General features: G+C 62.5%; 26 protein-coding genes. 7 read left to right on the top strand and 19 right to left on the bottom strand.

Annotated features, from left to right (window positions below; genetic code table 11):
- Nucleotides 1–29: 29 nt before the first annotated feature.
- Nucleotides 30–392 (bottom strand): hypothetical protein, encoded by a 363-nt coding sequence (locus ACVOMF_RS00280; protein WP_481507569.1) that lies wholly within the window; start codon nt 390–392, stop codon nt 30–32.
- Complete coding sequence (locus ACVOMF_RS00275) at nt 389–1,249, bottom strand: hypothetical protein (protein ID WP_481507568.1); 861 nt, start codon at nt 1,247–1,249, stop codon at nt 389–391. The genes ACVOMF_RS00280 and ACVOMF_RS00275 overlap by 4 nt, the downstream gene beginning before the upstream one ends.
- On the opposite strand from ACVOMF_RS00275, the gene ACVOMF_RS00270 reads away from it, so the two are divergent.
- Together ACVOMF_RS00270 and ACVOMF_RS00265 are read left to right on the top strand one after the other, a co-directional pair.
- Entirely contained in the window at nt 1,201–1,614 is a 414-nt protein-coding gene (locus ACVOMF_RS00270; protein WP_481507567.1) for a helix-turn-helix domain-containing protein, read from the top strand. The two genes, ACVOMF_RS00275 and ACVOMF_RS00270, sit on opposite strands and share 49 nt — an antisense overlap.
- 29 nt (nt 1,615–1,643) lie before the next feature.
- On the top strand, nt 1,644–2,018 hold the full coding sequence (locus tag ACVOMF_RS00265; RefSeq protein ID WP_481507566.1) for a hypothetical protein: 375 nt from the start codon (nt 1,644–1,646) through the stop codon (nt 2,016–2,018).
- Nucleotides 2,019–2,039: 21 nt separating this feature from the next.
- Here the strand turns inward: ACVOMF_RS00265 and ACVOMF_RS00260 are convergent, their stop codons facing one another.
- From ACVOMF_RS00260 to ACVOMF_RS00225, 8 genes are all read right to left on the bottom strand, one after another.
- The gene (locus tag ACVOMF_RS00260) at nt 2,040–2,825 is read right to left on the bottom strand and encodes a DUF6988 family protein (protein ID WP_237053351.1); all 786 of its coding nucleotides are present in this window, start codon (nt 2,823–2,825) and stop codon (nt 2,040–2,042) included.
- Nucleotides 2,822–3,523: a hypothetical protein gene (locus ACVOMF_RS00255; RefSeq protein WP_481507565.1), complete on the bottom strand. Its 702-nt coding sequence runs from the start codon at nt 3,521–3,523 to the stop codon at nt 2,822–2,824. Before ACVOMF_RS00255 ends, ACVOMF_RS00260 begins: the two co-directional genes overlap by 4 nt.
- Nucleotides 3,520–4,998 carry a DUF6035 family protein gene (locus tag ACVOMF_RS00250; RefSeq protein WP_481507564.1) on the bottom strand — a complete coding sequence of 493 codons (1,479 nt, stop codon included), beginning with the start codon at nt 4,996–4,998 and terminating at the stop codon, nt 3,520–3,522. The genes ACVOMF_RS00255 and ACVOMF_RS00250 overlap by 4 nt, the downstream gene beginning before the upstream one ends.
- A 59-nt stretch (nt 4,999–5,057) precedes the next feature.
- Nucleotides 5,058–5,204 carry a ribbon-helix-helix protein, CopG family gene (locus ACVOMF_RS00245; RefSeq protein ID WP_478060954.1) on the bottom strand — a complete coding sequence of 49 codons (147 nt, stop codon included), beginning with the start codon at nt 5,202–5,204 and terminating at the stop codon, nt 5,058–5,060.
- 20 nt (nt 5,205–5,224) lie between these two features.
- Nucleotides 5,225–5,416, bottom strand: a complete 192-nt coding sequence (locus tag ACVOMF_RS00240; RefSeq protein ID WP_481507563.1) for a hypothetical protein — start codon at nt 5,414–5,416, stop codon at nt 5,225–5,227.
- A 201-nt stretch (nt 5,417–5,617) separates the two neighbouring features.
- Nucleotides 5,618–5,992 (bottom strand): hypothetical protein, encoded by a 375-nt coding sequence (locus ACVOMF_RS00235; protein ID WP_481507562.1) that lies wholly within the window; start codon nt 5,990–5,992, stop codon nt 5,618–5,620.
- Nucleotides 5,993–6,179: 187 nt separating this feature from the next.
- The gene (locus tag ACVOMF_RS00230; RefSeq protein ID WP_481507561.1) at nt 6,180–6,371 is read right to left on the bottom strand and encodes a hypothetical protein; all 192 of its coding nucleotides are present in this window, start codon (nt 6,369–6,371) and stop codon (nt 6,180–6,182) included.
- A 50-nt stretch (nt 6,372–6,421) separates the two neighbouring features.
- Complete coding sequence (locus ACVOMF_RS00225; RefSeq protein WP_049408821.1) at nt 6,422–6,628, bottom strand: hypothetical protein; 207 nt, start codon at nt 6,626–6,628, stop codon at nt 6,422–6,424.
- A 388-nt stretch (nt 6,629–7,016) separates the two neighbouring features.
- On the opposite strand from ACVOMF_RS00225, the gene ACVOMF_RS00220 reads away from it, so the two are divergent.
- A complete protein-coding gene (locus tag ACVOMF_RS00220; RefSeq protein WP_481507560.1) occupies nt 7,017–8,141 on the top strand; it encodes a COG3904 family protein in 1,125 nt (374 codons plus the stop codon).
- A 1-nt stretch (nt 8,142) separates the two neighbouring features.
- Here ACVOMF_RS00220 and ACVOMF_RS00215 read toward each other — a convergent pair whose 3' ends face one another.
- Both ACVOMF_RS00215 and ACVOMF_RS00210 read right to left on the bottom strand, forming a co-directional pair.
- On the bottom strand, nt 8,143–8,637 hold the full coding sequence (locus ACVOMF_RS00215; RefSeq protein WP_481507559.1) for a hypothetical protein: 495 nt from the start codon (nt 8,635–8,637) through the stop codon (nt 8,143–8,145).
- Nucleotides 8,610–9,506: a PDZ domain-containing protein gene (locus tag ACVOMF_RS00210; protein WP_481507558.1), complete on the bottom strand. Its 897-nt coding sequence runs from the start codon at nt 9,504–9,506 to the stop codon at nt 8,610–8,612. The genes ACVOMF_RS00215 and ACVOMF_RS00210 overlap by 28 nt, the downstream gene beginning before the upstream one ends.
- A 195-nt stretch (nt 9,507–9,701) precedes the next feature.
- On the opposite strand from ACVOMF_RS00210, the gene ACVOMF_RS00205 reads away from it, so the two are divergent.
- The 3 genes from ACVOMF_RS00205 to ACVOMF_RS00195 are packed head-to-tail and all read left to right on the top strand — an operon-like array spanning nt 9,702 to nt 14,173.
- A complete protein-coding gene (locus ACVOMF_RS00205; RefSeq protein WP_481507557.1) occupies nt 9,702–12,500 on the top strand; it encodes a UvrD-helicase domain-containing protein in 2,799 nt (932 codons plus the stop codon).
- 3 nt (nt 12,501–12,503) lie between these two features.
- Entirely contained in the window at nt 12,504–13,355 is an 852-nt protein-coding gene (locus tag ACVOMF_RS00200; RefSeq protein ID WP_481507556.1) for an HNH endonuclease, read from the top strand.
- Nucleotides 13,352–14,173 (top strand): GIY-YIG nuclease family protein, encoded by an 822-nt coding sequence (locus ACVOMF_RS00195; RefSeq protein WP_481507555.1) that lies wholly within the window; start codon nt 13,352–13,354, stop codon nt 14,171–14,173. The genes ACVOMF_RS00200 and ACVOMF_RS00195 overlap by 4 nt, the downstream gene beginning before the upstream one ends.
- A gap of 112 nt (nt 14,174–14,285) precedes the next feature.
- Here the strand turns inward: ACVOMF_RS00195 and ACVOMF_RS00190 are convergent, their stop codons facing one another.
- From ACVOMF_RS00190 to ACVOMF_RS00160, 7 genes are all read right to left on the bottom strand, one after another.
- On the bottom strand, nt 14,286–14,861 hold the full coding sequence (locus tag ACVOMF_RS00190) for a hypothetical protein (protein ID WP_481507554.1): 576 nt from the start codon (nt 14,859–14,861) through the stop codon (nt 14,286–14,288).
- 524 nt (nt 14,862–15,385) lie between these two features.
- The gene (locus ACVOMF_RS00185) at nt 15,386–15,793 is read right to left on the bottom strand and encodes a hypothetical protein (RefSeq protein ID WP_481507553.1); all 408 of its coding nucleotides are present in this window, start codon (nt 15,791–15,793) and stop codon (nt 15,386–15,388) included.
- Nucleotides 15,794–15,795: 2 nt separating this feature from the next.
- On the bottom strand, nt 15,796–16,308 hold the full coding sequence (locus tag ACVOMF_RS00180) for an H-NS family nucleoid-associated regulatory protein (protein ID WP_481507552.1): 513 nt from the start codon (nt 16,306–16,308) through the stop codon (nt 15,796–15,798).
- Nucleotides 16,309–16,407: 99 nt separating this feature from the next.
- Complete coding sequence (locus ACVOMF_RS00175) at nt 16,408–16,695, bottom strand: hypothetical protein (RefSeq protein WP_481507551.1); 288 nt, start codon at nt 16,693–16,695, stop codon at nt 16,408–16,410.
- A gap of 74 nt (nt 16,696–16,769) precedes the next feature.
- The gene (locus ACVOMF_RS00170; RefSeq protein WP_481507550.1) at nt 16,770–17,744 is read right to left on the bottom strand and encodes an SOS response-associated peptidase family protein; all 975 of its coding nucleotides are present in this window, start codon (nt 17,742–17,744) and stop codon (nt 16,770–16,772) included.
- Nucleotides 17,745–17,752: 8 nt separating this feature from the next.
- Nucleotides 17,753–18,487, bottom strand: coding sequence for a DUF6988 family protein (locus ACVOMF_RS00165; RefSeq protein WP_481507549.1), 735 nt, complete (start codon nt 18,485–18,487; stop codon nt 17,753–17,755).
- On the bottom strand, nt 18,477–18,710 hold the full coding sequence (locus tag ACVOMF_RS00160; RefSeq protein ID WP_481507548.1) for a hypothetical protein: 234 nt from the start codon (nt 18,708–18,710) through the stop codon (nt 18,477–18,479). The genes ACVOMF_RS00165 and ACVOMF_RS00160 overlap by 11 nt, the downstream gene beginning before the upstream one ends.
- Nucleotides 18,711–18,946: 236 nt before the next feature.
- Here ACVOMF_RS00160 and ACVOMF_RS00155 point away from each other — a divergent pair, with 236 nt between their 5' ends.
- The gene (locus ACVOMF_RS00155; protein WP_481507547.1) at nt 18,947–19,246 is read left to right on the top strand and encodes an HNH endonuclease; all 300 of its coding nucleotides are present in this window, start codon (nt 18,947–18,949) and stop codon (nt 19,244–19,246) included.
- The last annotated feature ends 58 nt before the right edge of the window (nt 19,247–19,304 follow it).

Genomic DNA, 19,304 nt, shown 5'->3' with positions numbered 1-19,304 from the left:
CATAACGCTTTTCGGCGAGCTGGCAAGGGTCAGCCCTTCTTCTGCGCACTGATCGGCACCCAAGCGTTGTCTTGCTTTGCAAAAGTGAAGTCGAATTCCGACCGCACCGGAACCGGCTCCGGCTTCAACTGCTTGCCACCATGGAAACCCACCATGTCCACGGTCCCACCGGTCACGCAGGTGACCCGCTCGGGGCCGCTTGCACTGCAGTCCACCTCCAGGTCGTCCCAGCCGCGAATCTCAATCCGCTGCCCAAGCTCCGGAACAAGGTTGGCATTCATGTGCATCTCGTAGGCCTTGGCCACCTGCTCTGCCGTGGGCATGTCTGCCTTGCCCCCGCACGCTGCCAGCGTGAGCGTCAAAACTGCCAGTGCGATTGCTGCGTTCTTCATGCGCCTTCTCCTTGCTTGTTGGTGAGATCCACTTCGATCGTTTCGTTGCGGTAGCCGACGCGCACCCGCTCGACCGTCACGTCCATCTTCGGAACCTTGTTCTCGACCCACACCCGGTTGACCGTGAAGACGACCAGGTCATCGCGGGCATCGCGGCCTTGCCGGGCAAGGTTGGCCGCCTCCGCCGAATCCATCTTGATCAAGAGCTGATATCGGCCGGCCCACTTTGGACTGAATACCACCCTGTCGGTTCGCTGGGACCACGGCACGAATCCCTCGCCAGTCACCGACAGGCCACCGGCGGAGATTTCCGGCAGGGGAACGTAGACCTCCATGGCTCCGCGAGCAGCGTTGTATTCGACCCCGCCCCAGGACACAAAATCGGGCCGCACGGCGAAGCGGCGCGTGGTTTTGAACTTCTCCAGCCGTGCATCGAAGGCCGGCCCATAGTGCCGTTCGATGGCGTCTGTTTGTGTCCTATCGATCCCGTTGGCCCCATTGATCTTGGTGTCGGCCACCCACCACTGGTAGAGGCACCATTGCCGATCCTTGGCATCCAGGCGGTAGCTGGAGTGCGCCATCGCAAGCAGCTTCATGTCGCACATGTCCGAACCACCACTGGCGGTCGCGGTCAGGCCCACCCGGAGGTGCTGCGCCCCCTCCAGCATCTCCTGATCCAGATCCCAGTAGGTCCCGGCCGGTTCCAGGTAAGGACTGCGCGCCTTCTCTGCCACCACCCGAGGCGTGTTGCCAAGTGCCCGCCCGATGGTCTCCAGCAACCCCTTCCCGTCCCCGGCCTGCGCATGGCATGCAAAGGCCAGCGCTGCTGCGCCAGCCACGATTGTCCACTTCTTCACTGGAACCCCCTGTCGGTCCAATTGGCTTTGTTAGCCTATTTGCCATATTGTCAAATGCGCTGCACACTTGGAAAGGTCAAACTGGCGGGCCGAGTCAGCCACCGTTCTGCCAGCCTATGCCCGCTCCTTTGCCTGCCGCAACAACCCTGGGCCGCCGCCTTCGACAGGCGCTCTTGGCCAGAGGCTGGACCCAGGCGGAGCTCGGCGAGCGGCTTGGGCTGGAAGACGGCAACTCGGGCGCGCCGCGGGTCTCGCGATACGAGCGCGGAGAAAGGATGCCGGACGAAATGTCCAAGCTTCCGCTTGAGAAGCAGGAAGAACTGTTGGTCCGGATTCGCGCGTTCACTGCGAAGGTATCGGTGTAGTAGCCCCTCCCACGGAAAGGATTCCGACGATGTGGAAATGGATTTCCCGCCTGCTCTCTCCCAAGAACCCATCCGCCGCCCACCCACTGCCTCCGGTCGAACTGGCCGCGCTGGTGGACTTGAACATGCTCGACCTCAACCTCGCAGAGGCCCGTGCCTTGCTTCAGCAGGACGGCCCGCTGCCTGCGGCGATCAGGCAGCGCCTCGAAACCTTCTCGCTTGCCGCCAACGCCTTGGCCTCCCAGGTGCCATCGCCTGGAAGACGCTCTACTCATTGGGGCACCCTGCGCCGCTCGGCCCGCCAACTCAACGCCGAGTTCGAGAGCTTGAGGGCCGATCTTCATCGCGAGCTCAAGCGTTCTACAACTACCGCCGAAGAAGGAATGAAGACCACACCGGGTTAGCGACCCCGTGCTCGCGCGCAGCTATAGCGCCAGCTCGCCCACCCTTGCTGTTCGCTGCTCCATGTAGCGACCCATGTGGCCGGCTACCCGCGAGACCACCTCATTGATATCGTAAGCACCCACCCCAGTGGCCGTCAGCGCCGCGATGATGCAGAGGTTGGTCGTGGCCACCGTGTTGACCGTCGTCTGAAACAGGATGGCCGCGGGGACGTGCGCCCCTATCTGCCCGTTGGGATCCTCATACATCACCCGGATGGCCTTGCCCCCGTGGACCAGTCCGCAGAGGGGATCCCAGGCGTTGGTCACCATGCGGGCCAGCTTTTGCGGCCCATCGTCTTGCCCGAGTCGAGCTACCGTGGCTTCGACTTCCGCCGCTAAGTCCTTCAGACGGATAGGCACCCACTTTCCCTTCTCGTTCTTCCGCCGGGGACCGCTGTCCTCATCGAGGAAGTCACGCAACTGCTCGTCGTCAGCGATGAACTGGACGAATACCGCACGCAGAAACTGTTCGATCTGCGATCGATGCAAACCCAACGCAACCGCGGGCAAGTCGATGGGGTGGGTTTCCAGTAGGAACAGCAGAGCCCGGCCGTAGTCCATGGAAGCGCGAAGCAGCTGGAACGTCACGCGGTGGCGCTCACTGTTCGGTGGAATGTGAAGCTGCTCCATGCCCGCCATGTTGGCTTCCAAGGCGGCTCGGGCCTCACTGGCTTCGCGGGAGATGTCTTGATCAGTGGGTTGCCGTCGGCGATGGCGCATTGCGCCCAGCGCTGCCTGGATGCCCTGATTCAACGCGTCATTGCTCATGCCACTGACCTGCCAAGAGGACAATTCAACAGATGCGTAAGCGCAGCCACCCTATCCTCCCAGCGGTCCACGTTCCAGGATGGGTGGTAGACCCAGGTCATCCACGCCGCCCCACCATCGTAACCAAGGGACCACACCTGCCGCATTTCCAAGTATCGGCGCCGCCGTCCTTCGGAATTCACGTGGCGGGCATGGAAGGTGGGCAGGTCTGACTGTTCTCCGTAGTCAAGCATGCGCCACGTGGTGCGCCCGAGCACTAAGACAACGTCAGGACAGAGAATGGGGAGGATGTTCTCGACCAGCACCCGCCCCCCATGCCTGAAGTCAGCGCTCAACGGGCGGTGCCCCGAAGCAGTGCCCGCGAAACGCTGCGATAGGTTGCAAAAGGCGACACGCTGCCAGGCCTCAGCGGCCTCCATTAGCGATGGCGCTCTCTTGCCCGTCAGTAAGCGATCCAATTCATCGAAGAACTTCCCACCTCCCTTCCGCTCGGAAGTCTCCATGTCGCTAAATGTCTCGCGCGTGAAAGAACGTGTTATGCCCGCATCAGTTGTCGAGCCTTGTTCTCGGTAGTGGGACTCACCCAGCAACAGCACTCGGCGCCCATCGAATCCCTCCAGGTAGCGGCGTCCCACGTAGGGCAGAAAGGAGACCTCGTCAGGCCAGTCATTCACGCCCAGCAATGCCGGATCTTTCACGAGACCACCCTCACGTATTCATTGGCTGCTGTCGAAGGCTTCAAGAAACTATTCGCCACCGTTTTTGGGTCGGCAGCCCACATTTCAGCCACTTCGGGGAACAGGCGCAGCAGCAACCCGTCCCATGTGCGATCGGGCTGAAAGCTGCTCTCGCCCTTGGCCAAGCTGGACAACACGTCCTTCATCTTGCCCTGGAGCTTTCTGGTTCGGTCCTGCTCCAGCACGGTCTTCAACTGGCCGTGCGCGCGGAGCATGCAGCGGTAGAACCAGAGCGTCTTGGGCCACACCTTGTGGATGTGATGACCGAGTTCGGCCAAGGTCTCGAATCCGATCCCGATGGGTTTTCCCTGGCCATGCTTGGCCGAATAGCCGGCCACCAACAGCCGGTCCAGCTCTCCTTGGCCTTTGACGTATTGAGGCAGGGCGATTCCAACCCGCGCGAAGGAGCGGCGCAGTTCGTCCCACCGCCGGTCACGCTCCTTGTAGTCCTCGATCTTCCCGCGCAGCAGTGCCACATAGAATGTCTCGAAGGCCTCCCGTCGCTTGGCCCACACCTGCTCCTCCCGCCAAGCCTCACGGGCTTGCTCGGCAAGTGCCTTCTGCGTTTCGTAGTCGAAGGCGTAGGCCCTGGGAACGCCGCGCCTGCAGGTGTCGAACACCAAGTCGTCGAAGGCCACCTCCCGACGCACTTCCACGTCCTCCAAGACCCCGTTTGCAAGGCGGGGCTCCAGCCAGGCCCCCTCCAGGTAGAAGCGCCCTTCCCGCTGGGACCGTGCCACCGTTTGCGGGGTGACGCGAAAAGCATTGCGGTTGTTGGAGAAGAACAGATCGTCTTCGGCCAACCGGAACTTCGACAGGTCCAGATCCTTGAACAGCCAGAGCATGTGCCCGGTGTTCTCGCGGTAGAACTTCATGCGTTCGGCGATGACGTGCACGAAGGTGGTGGAGAGCTGGATTTCGATGGCCCACCGCTGACCGTCTCGTTGGGTCTGGATGTCGGGCTGGCGCCACTTGTTGTGCTCCATATCCCACCACCGCTCCTCATCTTTAGTGCCGGTGAACGTTGGATCGGCATCCAGGCTGTCCCTCACCCATTGTTTGAAGGCTTTGTGAAGCGCCCCTTCCTTGTGCAGCCCGAACTTGCGGGCCAGGATGGCCGCGGGAGAGTGGCCCTTGCGTCCGGTGCAGCTCTCCCGCAAGCGCGCGGTGAGGTGGTCGAAGTAGAAACGGATTTCGGTGCGCTTACGGATGGCCTTGGACCTGACGCCCATCGCGTCGTTGCAGTGGGGACAGATGTAACGCGGGGTTCCGTCGAGCAGTTCGAGCTCCGCAGCCAGACGGCCATCTCGGACCACTTCCCCGTAGTCCCGGCCTTCCATGAAGTCCTCGAGGGTGAGGGTTTCACCGCTCACCCTGTCCCAGACGTGGTCATGGGACCGTTTCGCGGCGGGCACATAACGGACAGGATTTTCCATGCAACCAGCGTAGTCCTACGCCGTCTCACCACGCGAGACGGAGTCCACTGCTCGTCATTTCAGGATCCCGCTTGATCCGGGCCGATGTTGCGCTTGGCGAGGCCCTCTCTGACCAATTCGCGAACCACGTCGGACACGGGCCGCTGCTCGAGCGCGGCCAACCGCTCCAGTCGCTCCTTGAGCTCAGGGGGCAACCTTACGGCCATTTGAACGTAGGCCGGCCGTGTCATGGCAACGCCAAGGTCAACACCACCGCCACGGCCAGGCCCGCAATGATCGCGGCTTTCAGGAGCGAACGGCGGCGGGCAACGCCCGTCTGGCGTTTCGCGCTCTTCCAATGCATGCCAGCGATGCACAAGACGATGAAGAGGAACAGGACCACCCAGGCGGTTGTGACGATGGCTCCCAGGGCGATCATGCGGCACCTGCCAGAATCATCGCGGGAAAGACGACCCACGCACTGACGACCGTGTAACCCCCGACCAGACCAAGCAATGCGTCGCGTCGCTGGGTAACGGTCGCTTCCGTGTTTGCGACCATCCTTCCGCAACGGACGAGCAACGTCCACCCTTCCAGAGGTATGCGATAGCAGTCCTGAAGGCTAATAGGCTTCAAGGGCTTAATCGGCGAGATGGTCATAAGGGCTCTCCTGGTTTTCGATGGTGCCGTGGGCCGGCGCCGATGTCAGAGGGGTAGCATTCGGACGGAACAGGTCAGCGACGCCCCTAATGACGTCCAACAACGACTCGCTGTTACTGGCGTTTGCTTCTGCGCGGGCAATGAACTCCTCTCCAACGTCTGGAACGCCAGAACGCACATCACTGACCTTCTCGCGCAATGCCGTGGAGTTCGGCATGTTCGCCCCGAAAGTTCGATTCCAATCACTTGAGAACTGGTCGAATCGATCCATACCAACGAACAACAAGATCAGCAACACAAACAGCACAACGAGATCCACCAAGCCTTTTCTAGTAATTCTCAATCCCATCAACATTCTTTCCTCCAAAGCGTTTCGTCTGTCGGTGTATGACGCTCGTATCCCGTTCGTCATACCTCTGGGATACATCTGCACGACAAACGCGCAAGGGGACGTTGCAGACTAAAGTTGAAATTCGCGAAGCACCGCTCGCTTCTTTGTTAGGAAGGGAAACGAAGAGGGACCCGAAGGCCCCGTGCGCGTGTCAGCGCCAACTCTGATCGACCCGGTCCAGGTCGTAGTCCTCGCCGAACTGAAGGGCCGCGGCTTTCGGCTCCAGATCCGCGTAGCGGGACAGCTCGGTGTCGGTCAGGCCAGCGTCGCCGATGGTGATGGCGAAGTGCGACTGAAGAGCGGCGTTGAAGGCGTCACGCCAGCTCGCGGTGATGGTCGTCATGGGTAACCTCCTTGAGGAAGAGAAAGGGGCCCCGAAGGGCCCCGTGGCGGTCAGTCTTCCTTCGGCTCGGGCAGGCGCAGAACCACCACCCCGCTCACCGGCACTGCGTTGAGGACGAGGCGGTAGCCCTTGCCGTCCTGGTGCGGCCAGGCCGCTCCGATCTTCGACCAGTTGCTGCGCTTCTCGCCCTGGACTTCGTATTCCTCCACCAGAAAGGCGTCGAGGCGGTCGTTGGCGGGCTGGTTCTTCTTGGCCATGGTCTTTCTCCGTTGGGTTCGAGCGGATTGCTCGCGAACCGATCCGGGGAGACGAAAGGCCGTGCAGCACCTCGTCAGCGACGAAGCGGCAGCGCAGGAGCCCTCAGAGGCCGAAACACCGTGGAGGAGTGCAACGCACTTGCGCCCGGACGCGTGGACCCAAGGTTTCGCATCAGGCAATCGCGCCCAATGGAGCAGTGGCCCACGTCCCTCCCGCCGTCGCCTCGCTCTGGTGGAGGATGGTCCGGGGTGCTCGGCGGCCGAAATCGGTGTGGCCGCACCGGGAAGGGAAGCCGTGGCCTTGCGGTGCTGGCGCGGGGGTCACCGCCCCACCATGCGACCCCTCGGGGCCTCGGGTATTCTTTCCCCATCAGGGGAAGAACACTTTATGAGCCAACGGATCATTGGCCTGGCCCTCGTGGCCATGCTCGTGGGATGCAACGCGCCCACACCACCCTCGCCACCCGTGGCGGCACCGACTCCCGCTCCGGTCTTACCCGAGCCGATTCCCGAACCGGAAACGAAGCCGGTGCCGGTCGAAGAGCCCGCTCCCGTCGCCGAGGAACCGAAGGGGCACGTCGATGATCCGGCGGTGGTTGCCCGACTGCGCAAGCTCATCGACGAACGATCCGCCTTGGGCTCTAAGGTCTTCGACGCCGGCGTGGCAATCGATGGCCACATCCACGCGGGAACGGCCTTCAATGAGATTCACATCCCCGAGCACAAGTGTTACGTGCTTGGCCAGTTGCTCGGGAAGGCCGACCTGGTCAGCTCCTTGGCCATCGATTACGAACCCGACTACGACACGCAGACCACGGAGAACGCCTCCGACCTGCGAATCATGAGCAATTCGCTCCACAACTTCGCCAGCGTCGCCAAGCACATCCTGGGGATGCCATACGACGAACGGGTGGTCACCTGGAACCTGGATTGCGCCGGGCAGCTGGGGTTGCCACGCGCTTTCATCCAGCAAGAAGGTCAGTCGTCGTTCTACGTCGTGACTAAGGGAGACAACACTCTGAAGATCTTGGGTGACATCGAGGAGGGGTTTGCGCGGAAGGTTAAGGACGCCATAGAAGCGAACCCTAACGTGGAATGGATCACGCTTGGGAGTGGTGGAGGCTACGTCAGCGAGGCCATCGATGCAGGGAATTACATTCGAGCCAAGGGACTCAAGACCTCATTGTTCAACAATTGCTACTCTGCTTGCCCGCTAGTGTTCATGGCCGGCGTGGAGCGACACAACATGTCGCCCTACCCCAAACTGGGGTTCCACCAGATCTACACCTCGGACGGCCAAGCCATTCCGTTCGACAGCGAGGCCTACCGCCAGGTGTTCTTCTACCTGCGTCGCATGGGCATTGAACCCCGCTACGTGCTCCAGAAAATGTGGTCGGCCCCACCCACTGGCATGACCAATGTGGAAGGCGACGACACCGCCCTCTGCGATGCCAACATCACGACGTGGATTCAACGGGGCTGCGCGACCAAGAACGGCCGCAGAGAGTGGTAGTTCAGGGTTCCATGCGTGCGGCGCTTCCGCGATCCTTCCAGGTCTCGAAGAATCGTATCGCCTCATCGAAGCCGATTTCCTTGGCCAGGGCGGAGGCACTGATCTGCCGCTGATTCTGGAACAGGCCTGACTCGTAAGGGCTGACGTTTTCCTGGAGCACGCACCGTTCCACCTCGGTCCGGTCGCGGCGCTCAACGGCCACCAGCAGTGCCGCCACGCCCCGTTCGCGTTGCTGGCGGGAGCGTTGCCACCGCCGTTCGTCCTTGGGGCTCAATTGCCCCGGAGCCGGCGGCGCCGGGAGTCGAAGCAACCCGACTCTCGCCAGTAACCCGATGACCTGGGCCAGCAGGACCAATCCCACCACGATCCAGACCACGGCGGTGAAGGCCGTATTACCAATGGTCTGGAGTAACCAGCCTGCGGCCAACAGCACCGCGATGAGGCCCCACCCCATCCCTCGCATGGCGATCAGTCGCCCTGCTTCTGTTTCTGCCACCAGCCTTGTCCGCTTTCTTGCGTTGGCGTGGCAGGTGCGGACGCCGCGGAGGGCGGAACTGCGGCAGCGGCGGGAACGGTGGTCGTTGCGGGTGCAGGAGTGGCGATGGCTTGAGCCACTGCAGGGGCGTTGGGCGCTGGACGCTTGTGGACGATCACTTCGCCCTTGTTGAGGACTTGTAGCTTTGCCTCACCGATCTGCAAGAAGCCGAGCAATTGGATGGCGGCCGGGCTCTGTTCGGCCAAGGGGACGCCACCGATGTGGGTGATGACGTCGCCGGGGCGTAGTCCGGCCTGTTCGGCTGGCGCGCCCGGCACCAGGGTTTCGATCACGGCCCCTACCTTGCGGGTCTTTCGAGTGGGTTTCTCGTAGGCCTGAATGCCCAGCGCGTTGTGGTCCCCGGGCACCATGCGCCCTTCGGCGAAGGCCGCTATGAGTTGCAAGCCCAAGTGGTTCTCGTTGTAGACCACCGGGTTGGTTATCTCCACCGAATTGCTGGCGTTGAACATGTTGGTGGCCACGGTCTCGAACTTGTTGCTCACCATCACGTCGGGACCCATCTGGGCCATCGTGAAGGTCAAGCGCCCCTTGGGCTCCTGCCACCCGCTGTTCCCTTGCGCCATCTGCACGCCAATGGATTGCCAGAACGAGAGCGGGAACTCATAGACCATGACGTTCTGGTCCTGCCGGGTCGGGGTTTTCCCCGCGGGCAGCATCATCGCCACGATGGCGTTTTGAACGTCCTGGACGCTGCGCCCTTTCACCGTCACCACCGGCGCAGGGGTGGACCCCAGCTTGGCCGGATCGGCTTGGGCGTGCCCCGCCATCAACGCCAGCGCCAACGCGCCGGCCCATACACGGTGCTTCATCCCTTCCCCCTTGTTCGGCACTCAGGCCCGTTCCCCGGCACCAGCGTGCCCTTGGGCGCTCTCACGGGCTGAGACGGCGCCCCAGCATGTAGGGCCAGATCAGGCATTACCGCAAGAGCCCATGCCATTTACCATGGGACAGCCGGTTGTCGCGGTCTGTCACGCCGGCATTCCAAGGGAAAGGTGGGGCAAGAAATGGCAAAGGAATGGGCCCCGTCGTGGCTGGGCCAGCACTTAACGGGATCATCGGATTGGCGCTTGCGCCTGGAGGGCTTGGAGCTCGCCTTGACACTGGAGGACCGGACCCACCGGGTCAACGTCGAGGACGAGGCCACTTACCGTGTCCACACCGGCACGTTCTGGACGGATATTACTTTCCACACCGGGCGCGGCCAGGAGGTGAAAGCCGACGGGCTGCCCAACGCCCAGGGCGCCGCCCTTACCCACGCGTTGAACCTGGCTTTAGCGGACAAGCGCCTCCGAGAAGACGTGGCATTCCTCGAAGGCGAGCAGCGCTTGATTGACGCATGGCTAAACTACAAGGCAGAACAAGAGCGAGCCTGCCTCGAGCAACGCCGATGGCTTACCCACGAACAACAGGGCGATATTCAGGCGGCCCGCCCCAAAGTTGATCCGGCCGCACTTCGTTCACGCCTGAAGAATCCAGGGGTGGCAATCCGAATGGGAACGGTGGCTCAAGCGATCGAGCGCTCGCTGGTGGAATGGGAAGCCAACCACCGCCCGGCCTGGGCTGCACTGAACGCAGCCCACATGGAACGCGAATTGGTGGCCTGCAAAGACTTACTGGACCGGGTGGAGAGCAAACCGCTTACGCCGGAACAGGCAAGGGCCGTGGTGTGCTTCGACAACCGCGTGCAGGTGGTGGCCTCGGCCGGCTCGGGCAAAACCTCCACGATGGTGGCCAAGGCGGCTTACGCCATCCACCGCGGATTTGTGGATCCCAAGCGGATTGTTCTGTTGGCCTTCAACAAGCAGGCCGCTGAAGAGCTCAAGGAGCGCGCTACCAAGGCCTTCGAGCGACTGGGCATGGTGGATGTGGCGGTGGAAGCATCCACCTTCCACGCCTTGGGCCTGCGCCTCATCGGGAAGGCCACCAGAGAAAAACCCGATATACCCGAGTGGGCCACGGACGCAGCCGGGGGGGTGCGCAAACTCACCGAAATCGTGGACGAGTTGAAGGATCGCTCCTCCGAGTTTCGCAACCAATGGGACTTGTTCCGTTTTGTTTTCGGGAAAGACCTGCCGGCCTTTGGCGCCCCGGAATCTGCCGACGTCTGGGATGCGCAGGGCAAGGGTGCGCTCGTCACCACCCGGGGTGAGCGTGTCAAAAGCCAGGAGGAAGTGATGATCGCCAACTTCCTGTTCTTGAACGGTGTCGACTACCAATACGAACCCTCCTACCAGCATCGCACAGCCGACGAATCTCACCGCCAATACAGACCCGATTTCTACTACCCCGAGCTGGACCTCTACCACGAGCATTTCGCACTCAACGCCCAAGGCCTTCCCCCACCCGACTTCGAAGGCTATCTGGAGGGCGTCCAGTGGAAGCGACAGCTGCACAAGGACATGGGAACGACGTTGTTCGAGACCACCTCCCACGGTCTTCGGTCCAAGGTTGATCTCCCTCGCCTCGAGGCCGAACTGACATCCCGTGGAGTGGTGATGGATCCCAACCCCGAGCGGGAGATTCCCCAGGGCGGGCAGAGACCCATGGATTCCGTGGAGCTTATCGGGCTCGTTCGCACGTTCATGAGCCATGCCAAAAGCAACTGCCTCACCATTCCCATGCTGCATCAGAAGCTGAGCTCACTTCCTGCAGATGCCTTCAAGCACCGCTATGAAATGTTCCTCGACATTGCCGCACCGATCATGGACGCCTGGGACAAGGCGTTGGCCGCGGAGGGCGGAATCGATTTCGAGGACATGCTCAATCAAGCCGCCGAGCACCTGGAGAGCGGCCGCGTGGAATCGCCCTACGACTTGGTGATGGCCGATGAGTTCCAGGACGCGTCACGGGCGCGGGCCCGGTTGTGCCGCGCCTTGGTCCAGGCGCCCGGCCGCTTCCTGTTCGCCGTGGGCGACGACTGGCAGTCCATCAACCGGTTTGCCGGCGCCGACGTGTCGGTGATGACGGGCTTCCGGCAATGGTTTGGCCACGGACATGTGATGAAGCTGGAGCAAACGTTCCGTTGCCCGCAGGCGTTGTGCGACGTGTCCAGCGCGTTCGTCTCCAAGAACCCCGCCCAGATCGCCAAACGCGTGCATTCGACCACCCCCGGCCACGGCCCGGTGCTCCAGGCGTTCCAGGTGGACAGCAAGGACAAACTGGCCGATGCAATCGACCGCTTCGTGGTGAACCTGGCCGAGGGCGTGCGCGACGGCACGATCCCACCGGGGCGCAACGGCAAGGTGTCGGTTTACGTGTTGGGCCGCTACAACGCTGATCGGCAGTATGTGCCCACGAGGCAAAGCCGCTTCAACCGCTGGGTGGACGTGTCGTTCCTGACCATTCATCGCTCGAAGGGCAGCGAAGCCGACTACGTCATCCTGCCTGAGATGCTTTCCGTCTTGAAAGGGCGCAGCTTCCCCAACACCCGCACCGACGATCCGGTGCTCGCCTTGGCCATGCCCGAGGGAGACACCTTCCACCTGGGCGAGGAACGCCGGCTGTTCTACGTCGCCCTGACCCGTGCCCGGCGAAGCGTGGCGATGTTCACCACCAAGGGCCAATGCTCGACATTCCTTCGGGAGCTCGAACAAGACGGCGCCGTGGTGCTCACCGACACCGAGGGCAAGGCCGTCCAAGAGGAGGCCTGCCCTGCCTGCAAGCAGGGTGTGCTGGTGCTGCGCACGGGACCCTACGGGGATTTTCGCTCGTGCTCCAACTTTCCTTTGTGCGGCTACAAGCCGCCAAAACACCATCACCGGACAAAACAGGCCCAATACCCATCGCGGGCACGGAGGAGGTAGCTGATGGCCCAGCCACGCGCGAAGCGCGACGGGGTAAAGTATTGGCGGGCGGTGGATGCCATTGCCGAACTGGGGAGCGCCACCCTGGCCGAGGTGGAAGCCTGGGACCGCGAGCGCTTTCCACAGGATCCCCTGGGCAACGCTCGGGCCGACCTGGAGCTGTTCACGGTCAACAGCCCCAGCCGTGTGCATTACAACTATTCGCGCACGAACTGGCGAAGCGACCAGGACCATCCCCACGACCGTCTCTTCAAGGTGGTGGACATGGGCCCACCGCGACGAACTCGCTATATGCTGTTCAACCCGGCCGCCCATGGCCACTGGAACCTGCTCCGGGGTGCCGATACGAAGTGGCAAGCCGCGCCCCTGACCCTGGACGACCAAGCCAGGGTGGAAGCCGAGGCGCAGATCGATGCATTCGACACCCCGCTGAACAGCGCCCACGACGCCCGTGTGTGGGCGATGCGCGCCGTGGCCCAGCGCCGTGGTCAACCGCTCTTCCGCGCCAAACTGCTGGACGCCTACGGCGGACGATGCGCCATCACCGGGTGCTCGGCCGTGGAGGTTCTGGAAGCAGCTCACGTGCTCCCCTACAAGGGTGAGCACACGAACCGATTGGACAACGGCCTGCTCTTGCGCGCCGACCTCCACACGCTCTTCGATTGCGGGTTGCTCTGGGTCACGCCCGAGAACACCGTGGCCTTGGCCCCCTCGTTGCTCGCCACCGACTACGCGGCCCTGGAGGGCAAGTCCCTGGCCCTGCCCTCCGCGCCGGCCCATCGGCCCAACCCGGCCCATCTTGCCGAGCACGCGGCGGCATGCGTGGCCCGTCATACCCCAGGTTCGAACCCATGAAGTTGTTCGACTTGCTCAAGGTCTGGGAACCCACTTTCGAGGCGACGAAGGCCAAGGTCCACCTGGCGCGCTACAACGGCAACGAGCGCCCATTGGACGTGTTCCTGGAGGGCCAGTTCGACGAATGGCAGCGCTGGCAGAACAAGCGCAACTTTCAGCGTGAGTTTGTCGTGTCCTTGGTCAATGCAGGCGCGCCGACGCGCTGGCTCTATGCAGGCCTGTTCCGCTCCTTCGACTGCGTGGAAGAGGCCGACCCCAAGCCTCACTTCTACTACACGTTGGAACGGGTGCCGTCGTGCGAGGACTGGGTGGGCCGCCTCTTCCTGGAAAGCCGATACACCGAGCGCCACTCCTACCCCAAGGGTGAAACCCTGGCCGAGGACCTGACGGTGACGGAGCTGTTGGCCGAGCGGCTGTCCATCTCAGACTTCCCCGGATTCAAGGCGGTAAACCTGACCAAGGCACAATTGGACATCGTTGTGCGCCAGCAAACCGCGGCATGGCGCGCGGCCTTGTCCTCCGTGAAGGGGATCTACGTCATCACCGACACGACCACCGGCCGGCTCTACGTCGGCAAGGCCTCTGGGGCCGACGGGATCTGGGGGCGCTGGTGCGCGTATGCGGCCAATGGGCACGGCGGCAACGTGGCCTTGCGCAAGGAATTTGGCATCGAGGCCACGGAAGAGCGCCGGCACGCGTTGCGCTTCGCTGTCCTGGAAATCGCTGACCTGTCCGCCACCGAGGACGACGTCTGCGAGCGGGAAAGCCATTGGAAATCCGTGCTGCTGTCGCGCGAACACGGCTACAACCGGAACTGACAACAAAGCCCCCTTGCGGGGGCTTCAGTCTTCAGCGTTGGAATTGCTCACCTTCCAACTTCGTCAATGAAGTGGGGCGTCGCCTCAACGACGACACATGCATGTTCGATTATCAATTGTTCGACGAAACACGCCCATCCACCAACACCGCGTTTCCATCGACCACCCGAACTACCACCTCGAAACCGAGCGGATATTGTGTTCCTGCCGGAACGTCAGCCATCGCAGAGTGCGCCTGGAACCGGCTGTAGACAGCTGCTACGGCCGATCGGTAGTTGAGACGCTGAGCATTTGCACCGATCTGCCCCTCAACGTCTTTTCCGATCGCCGCCCCTGAGGCCGTCAAGCGTGCCACGGCGCTTCCAGTCGCCCGGTAGAAGACGACCCCATCCCGCTTGTCGAAAGTTTCAACATTCCGCACATTTACTTCGACAATCTCCACAAACTTGGCCGGGACCTTGAACTCGTTCACCGTCAATGAACTCGACAACGGTTCAGCCAACAACCCTTCAATTTGAGCAGTTGATGGTTTCCCTGCGATTTTCGCCAGGATGACAGGGTAGTTCGTATATCCCACATACCCCAGCCCAAAAACCATCGCCCCCAAGACAATCTTCGGCCACACGCTTCGTGGCTTGTTTCGCTGACTCTTCGTCTGCTTGAACTGCAGTCCAGCCAGACCATCCATGGTCGCCTGTGCAGCAGGCTGCTTCGTCGGCGATGACTGGGCCTGCGAAGGTGGCGATGGCGGTGGCGATGGGGAGGAGGGCGGCGCGCTCTCCAAAGGAGTGCTCAGTAACGCCTCGTCTATGGGCGCCGCGGCCTCACTTGCAGGCCGGATATCGGGATTCCCACACGATGGGCAGAACGACGCGCGGTCACTGACCTGCTGACCACATTCAGCGCATGTCACGAGTGCCAAATTATTCCCCTGAAAGAAAAGCCCCAAACCATCAGGGACAACCCTGAATTTCCAAAGTCTAGACGAAGCAGAGCTTTAATTCTGCCTTTCCTACGCCCTTTGGCACCCGCCTAGAACCACCTCCACCCAAGGAAAAAATGACAAAGCCCCCTTGCGGGGGCTCCGGTCGTCGGCGCTTGAGTGGGGATTCTCGCCCCCGTCCCCCGTTACCGGGTGAAGTGGCCAGGACGGCGAGCCCATGATCCGCCCGCGCTGGTCCTGCGACAATCAGTCCCCAGCGGCACGTGCTGTCAGACTTCTTTCCGTCCCGCTTCGGACTTCTCCGCCAGCCATTGCTCCACGGTCTTCCCCTTCAGCTCCTCTGCCAGGTGGCTGGCACACAGCATGGTGCCGTCGGAACGCAGGTTGGCCACGGTGTGGGCCGCCAGCACCGATGCAGCAAAGGCATGGCGCTTGCTCCGCCCCTGCTCTTCCCAGCCGGCGGGCAGGGACTCGATCGCTGCCAATGCTTCCTTGCCCGAGAGATACTGCATGCAAGTCAGAAACGACCAGTTGAGCCCCACCTGCTCCCGGAGCCTGGCCGCGGCGGCCTTCTCGTCCACTTTTCCATCGACGGTGTCGAGCAGGGCGTGCATGGCGGCCACCGCCTTGCCCTGCGCCGTCAGCCTGCTCTTCCGCTTGGGGAACAGTCCTCGCACGGTCAGGCCTTCTTCGCCGCTTTCTTCGCTACATTCTTCGCGGGCTTCTTCACGACCTTTCGAGCCGCCTTCTTCGCCCCCTTGGCCACTTTCTTGATTGCCTTCGCAGGGGCCTTCGTCGCCCCACTGGCCGGCGGGAACTTCGACCCGGGGTTGGCCTGGGCCCAGGCCTTGCCTTCTGCGGACTTCGCCCACGCGGCAAACGCCTTGGGGGTCAGCCCACGGCCCGCCCAGGTTTCCCCGGTGGGCAATCGATACTTCGGGGCCACCTTGCCGAGCTTGCGACCTTTGCGGGAAGAAGGAGCGGCCTTGGGCGCGCGCGCCGGCTTGTCGTCGAGCGTTTCCCCGATGAGCTTGGCCACCTGGCGACGCTGGGCGGGGCTGAGGACCTTCGCATACTTCTGGAGCACGGCCAGCGCCTTGGGCACTTCGCCGTCGCGCTTCTCAATCAGCTTGCGCTGGGCTTCCAGCTGTTTGATTTCCGCGTTGATCGACTGCAAGGTGGTCAGGGCCAAGGGGTATCTCCGTTCCGGGGAACCATGGGTTATAGCCCATAAGTCTAGTTTTCGGCCACATAGTGGCCGCAATCTAGAGTAATCCCCGGCCCCTTCCGATCAGTCGTGCTCCACCACCACCGTCCACGCGAAACTGGCCTGCGGCAATCCGGTGTTCGGATCCGTCCCCATGGTGGCCTGCGGCAAAACGGTGATGACCCGCCACCCCTGGGCGTAGAGCTGCGGGATGGTGAGCGAGCCGGCGGTCTTGCACTCGAAGACGGTGTCGTTGGTGAGGGTCCCGTCCTTGAGCACGGGCTTCGAAGAGCAGACCTCTCCTTGCTTGGCGAAAACAGTGGTGGACACGGCCAGCAGCACGGCGGCCAGACCCAGCTTTTTCAGGTGCATAGGCAATCCCCTGTAGACCGCCTTCCTGGCGGCCTCTGAACGATAGCAACAAATGGCTTGGCCATGAATTACGCCTACGCGGCCTCCTTGACCAACTCGTAGTAGGGGTGGCGCTTGTCGTCGAAGATGGCGAACAAGGCGTCCAGGTTGTTCGGATCCGGATTGAGCCAGGCGTCCACGTGCTCGGGGCGAATGTTGATGATGGTGCGATCGTGACCGGCCGCGGCCACTTCCGGTTCAGGCTCGTCGGTGATGGCGGCGAACGACCACAAATCCGGCTCCTCCCCCTTCGGGTCCACCCAGTGGGAGTAGAGGCAGGCGATATACATGGTCTCCCCGGTGCGCGGCCGGAACTGGATTTCCTTCGATCCGCCCTTCCCGTCGTCCACGTTCTCGTAGAACGTCTCGGCCAGCATCAGGCCGTGGGTGTGGCCGAACTGGTTTCGCCAGAAGCGCTGGAGGTTGTCGCGCCTGGCGTTGTAGGTGCCCGACACGCGCCCATCCTTGGTCCAGTCGATTGAGGGATCCATGCCGGCGGGGCGGCAGTGGTAGCGCATGGGGCGCACGACCTTGCGGCCGTTCTCCGAGATCAGGACGGGGACATACCAATCGGGGAAGATCCGGTTGTCCTTGGCCGGCTCCAGCTTGGTGCGCTTGGCGTCGGCGATCCAGCGCTCCATCTGCTTGATCTTGTTGCCCGCAATTCGCTGATCATTGAGGGCGGCCTTGGTCTCCTTCTTCGCCAACTTCGCTTCAGCAGCAGCGAGGCGCGCCCTCTGGGCGTCGAGCTCGGCCTCGCTCTCAGCGAGCTTGCGACCGTTCCACTCGGAAATGAGCTCCTGGATCTGCCGCTCCAGGTCGGACTTGGGCGGCAGGAAGTTCAGATCCATGCCCTTCGGGATCTTGGGGGTGAACTTGGCGGGCTTGCGGACGCGGTAGGCCTCGTCCCGCTTGAGGTAGACCTCCCAGAACTCGCGGATGTCGATGTCGGCGCCGAATTCCTTCACGTAGTTGTCGTAGAGGGTCCAGGCTTCAGCGGAGTAACACATGCTCCCTCCTAAGAAGACGGTTCACTTGCGAAAGTGGCTGGCGCGGGGGCGGCTTCGCCCGGCACCTGGACCAGACCCATCGCTCGCAGCATGGCCACGATTTCCAACTGCTTGGCGGCGACGAACTGCGGTCGGGTTTCCACCTCGCTGGCAGGCACGCGTTTCTCCGCCAGTTCCAGGATTTCCAGCGAGGCATGAAGCGCCATGGAAGTGCTGAATCCCAGCAAGTCCACGACTTCTTCCGGCGGCGTGTCGATCTCACCTGAGCGCCGAATCAGGGATTGGTAACCATGATGGACGTAACCATGCATGGTTTTCTCGGATTGCTGCCAGGTGTCCAGCAGGTCTGCGTAGCGCTGAACACCGGAGCGTTTGACCACCTTGCGGATGATCTTGTCCGGGGTCGCGGTGTCGTGTCCCTTCTGGAAGTGGGCCAGCTCCTGGTCATCTGCCCATTGCAGCCAGATGCCACGCACGAACGCTTCGAACGCGGGCCGCATCAACGCGGTGGCCGACCCCAGCAACCCGTGCTTGACCAGGAGCGCGGCCGAAGCCTGGTGCTCATGGACCACGGCGAACGCAACCGCAGACATGTGGTCGGGCAACAGCCCATCCAGTTCCAGGCCATAGAGGCTGTTCTCATTCCAGTGCCGCACGTGGTCGGCCCATTCCAGCGCCCGTTGAACCCGCGGATCCTGAAGCCATACCGGCCAGAGGCTATCTGTTGCACCGTCATCCGGCATCGTCGATCTCCACAGCGGCGATGAACCGCCCATGCCGGGCCAGCATCGCGCTGATCCGCTGGTTCACAACGCCAACGTGCTCCCCTGCCTGGTCTTCGATCACGTCGGCCTCGCCGGCAAACGCCATCCAAAAGTCGCCATCGGCGGGGTAGGCCGCGAGCAGGTCCGGAAGCTTGGCTTCCAGGGCGTCGAGCAGGATCGTGAGCTGATCGAAGGTGGTCATGCCCCTATCTTGACACCGGCCACCCTACGGCGCGATAACTCCCCTGCCGCGTGGGAACTTACCCCCGGTGTATTGCCTGCTTAGCTCAAGGCAACAGGTGCCCGAAGCGTTCTCGCCTAGAGACGTCGGGAAGCTATTTCCTGTTTTTCCCGAGACTAAGCATGCCCAAACTCCAACGCCTAAGAACCGATGCATTCCACGCCCAGAAGGGCCGCTGCTGCTACTGCAGCCTGCCGATGTGGAACGCCTCCCCCGATGAACTGAAACCCTTCGGTCTGCCTTCCCGCACGGCCAACCCGTTGCGCTGCACCGCCGAACACCTGGTGGCCCAACAAGACGGCGGCAAGGACGTGGCCGGGAACATCGCCGCGGCCTGCTGGTTGTGCAACCAACGCCGCCACAAACGGAAGTCCCCACCCTCACCCGAGGCCTACCGCGCCTTCGTTCAGAAGCGCCTGGCCAAGGGGAAATGGCACCCGCCGGGGGTGGCCAAGTTGCGGGTCAAACCGCGTGCGTCGCCACGACCCGCCGGATGAGCTCCGCCACGCTCAGGTTTCGGCGCTGCGCCTCGCGGCGGACGCGGTCGACCAGGTC

The sequence above is a fragment of the Stenotrophomonas sp. STEN022 genome, assembly GCF_056760155.1.
This window is presented reverse-complemented; position numbering and strand designations above follow the sequence as displayed.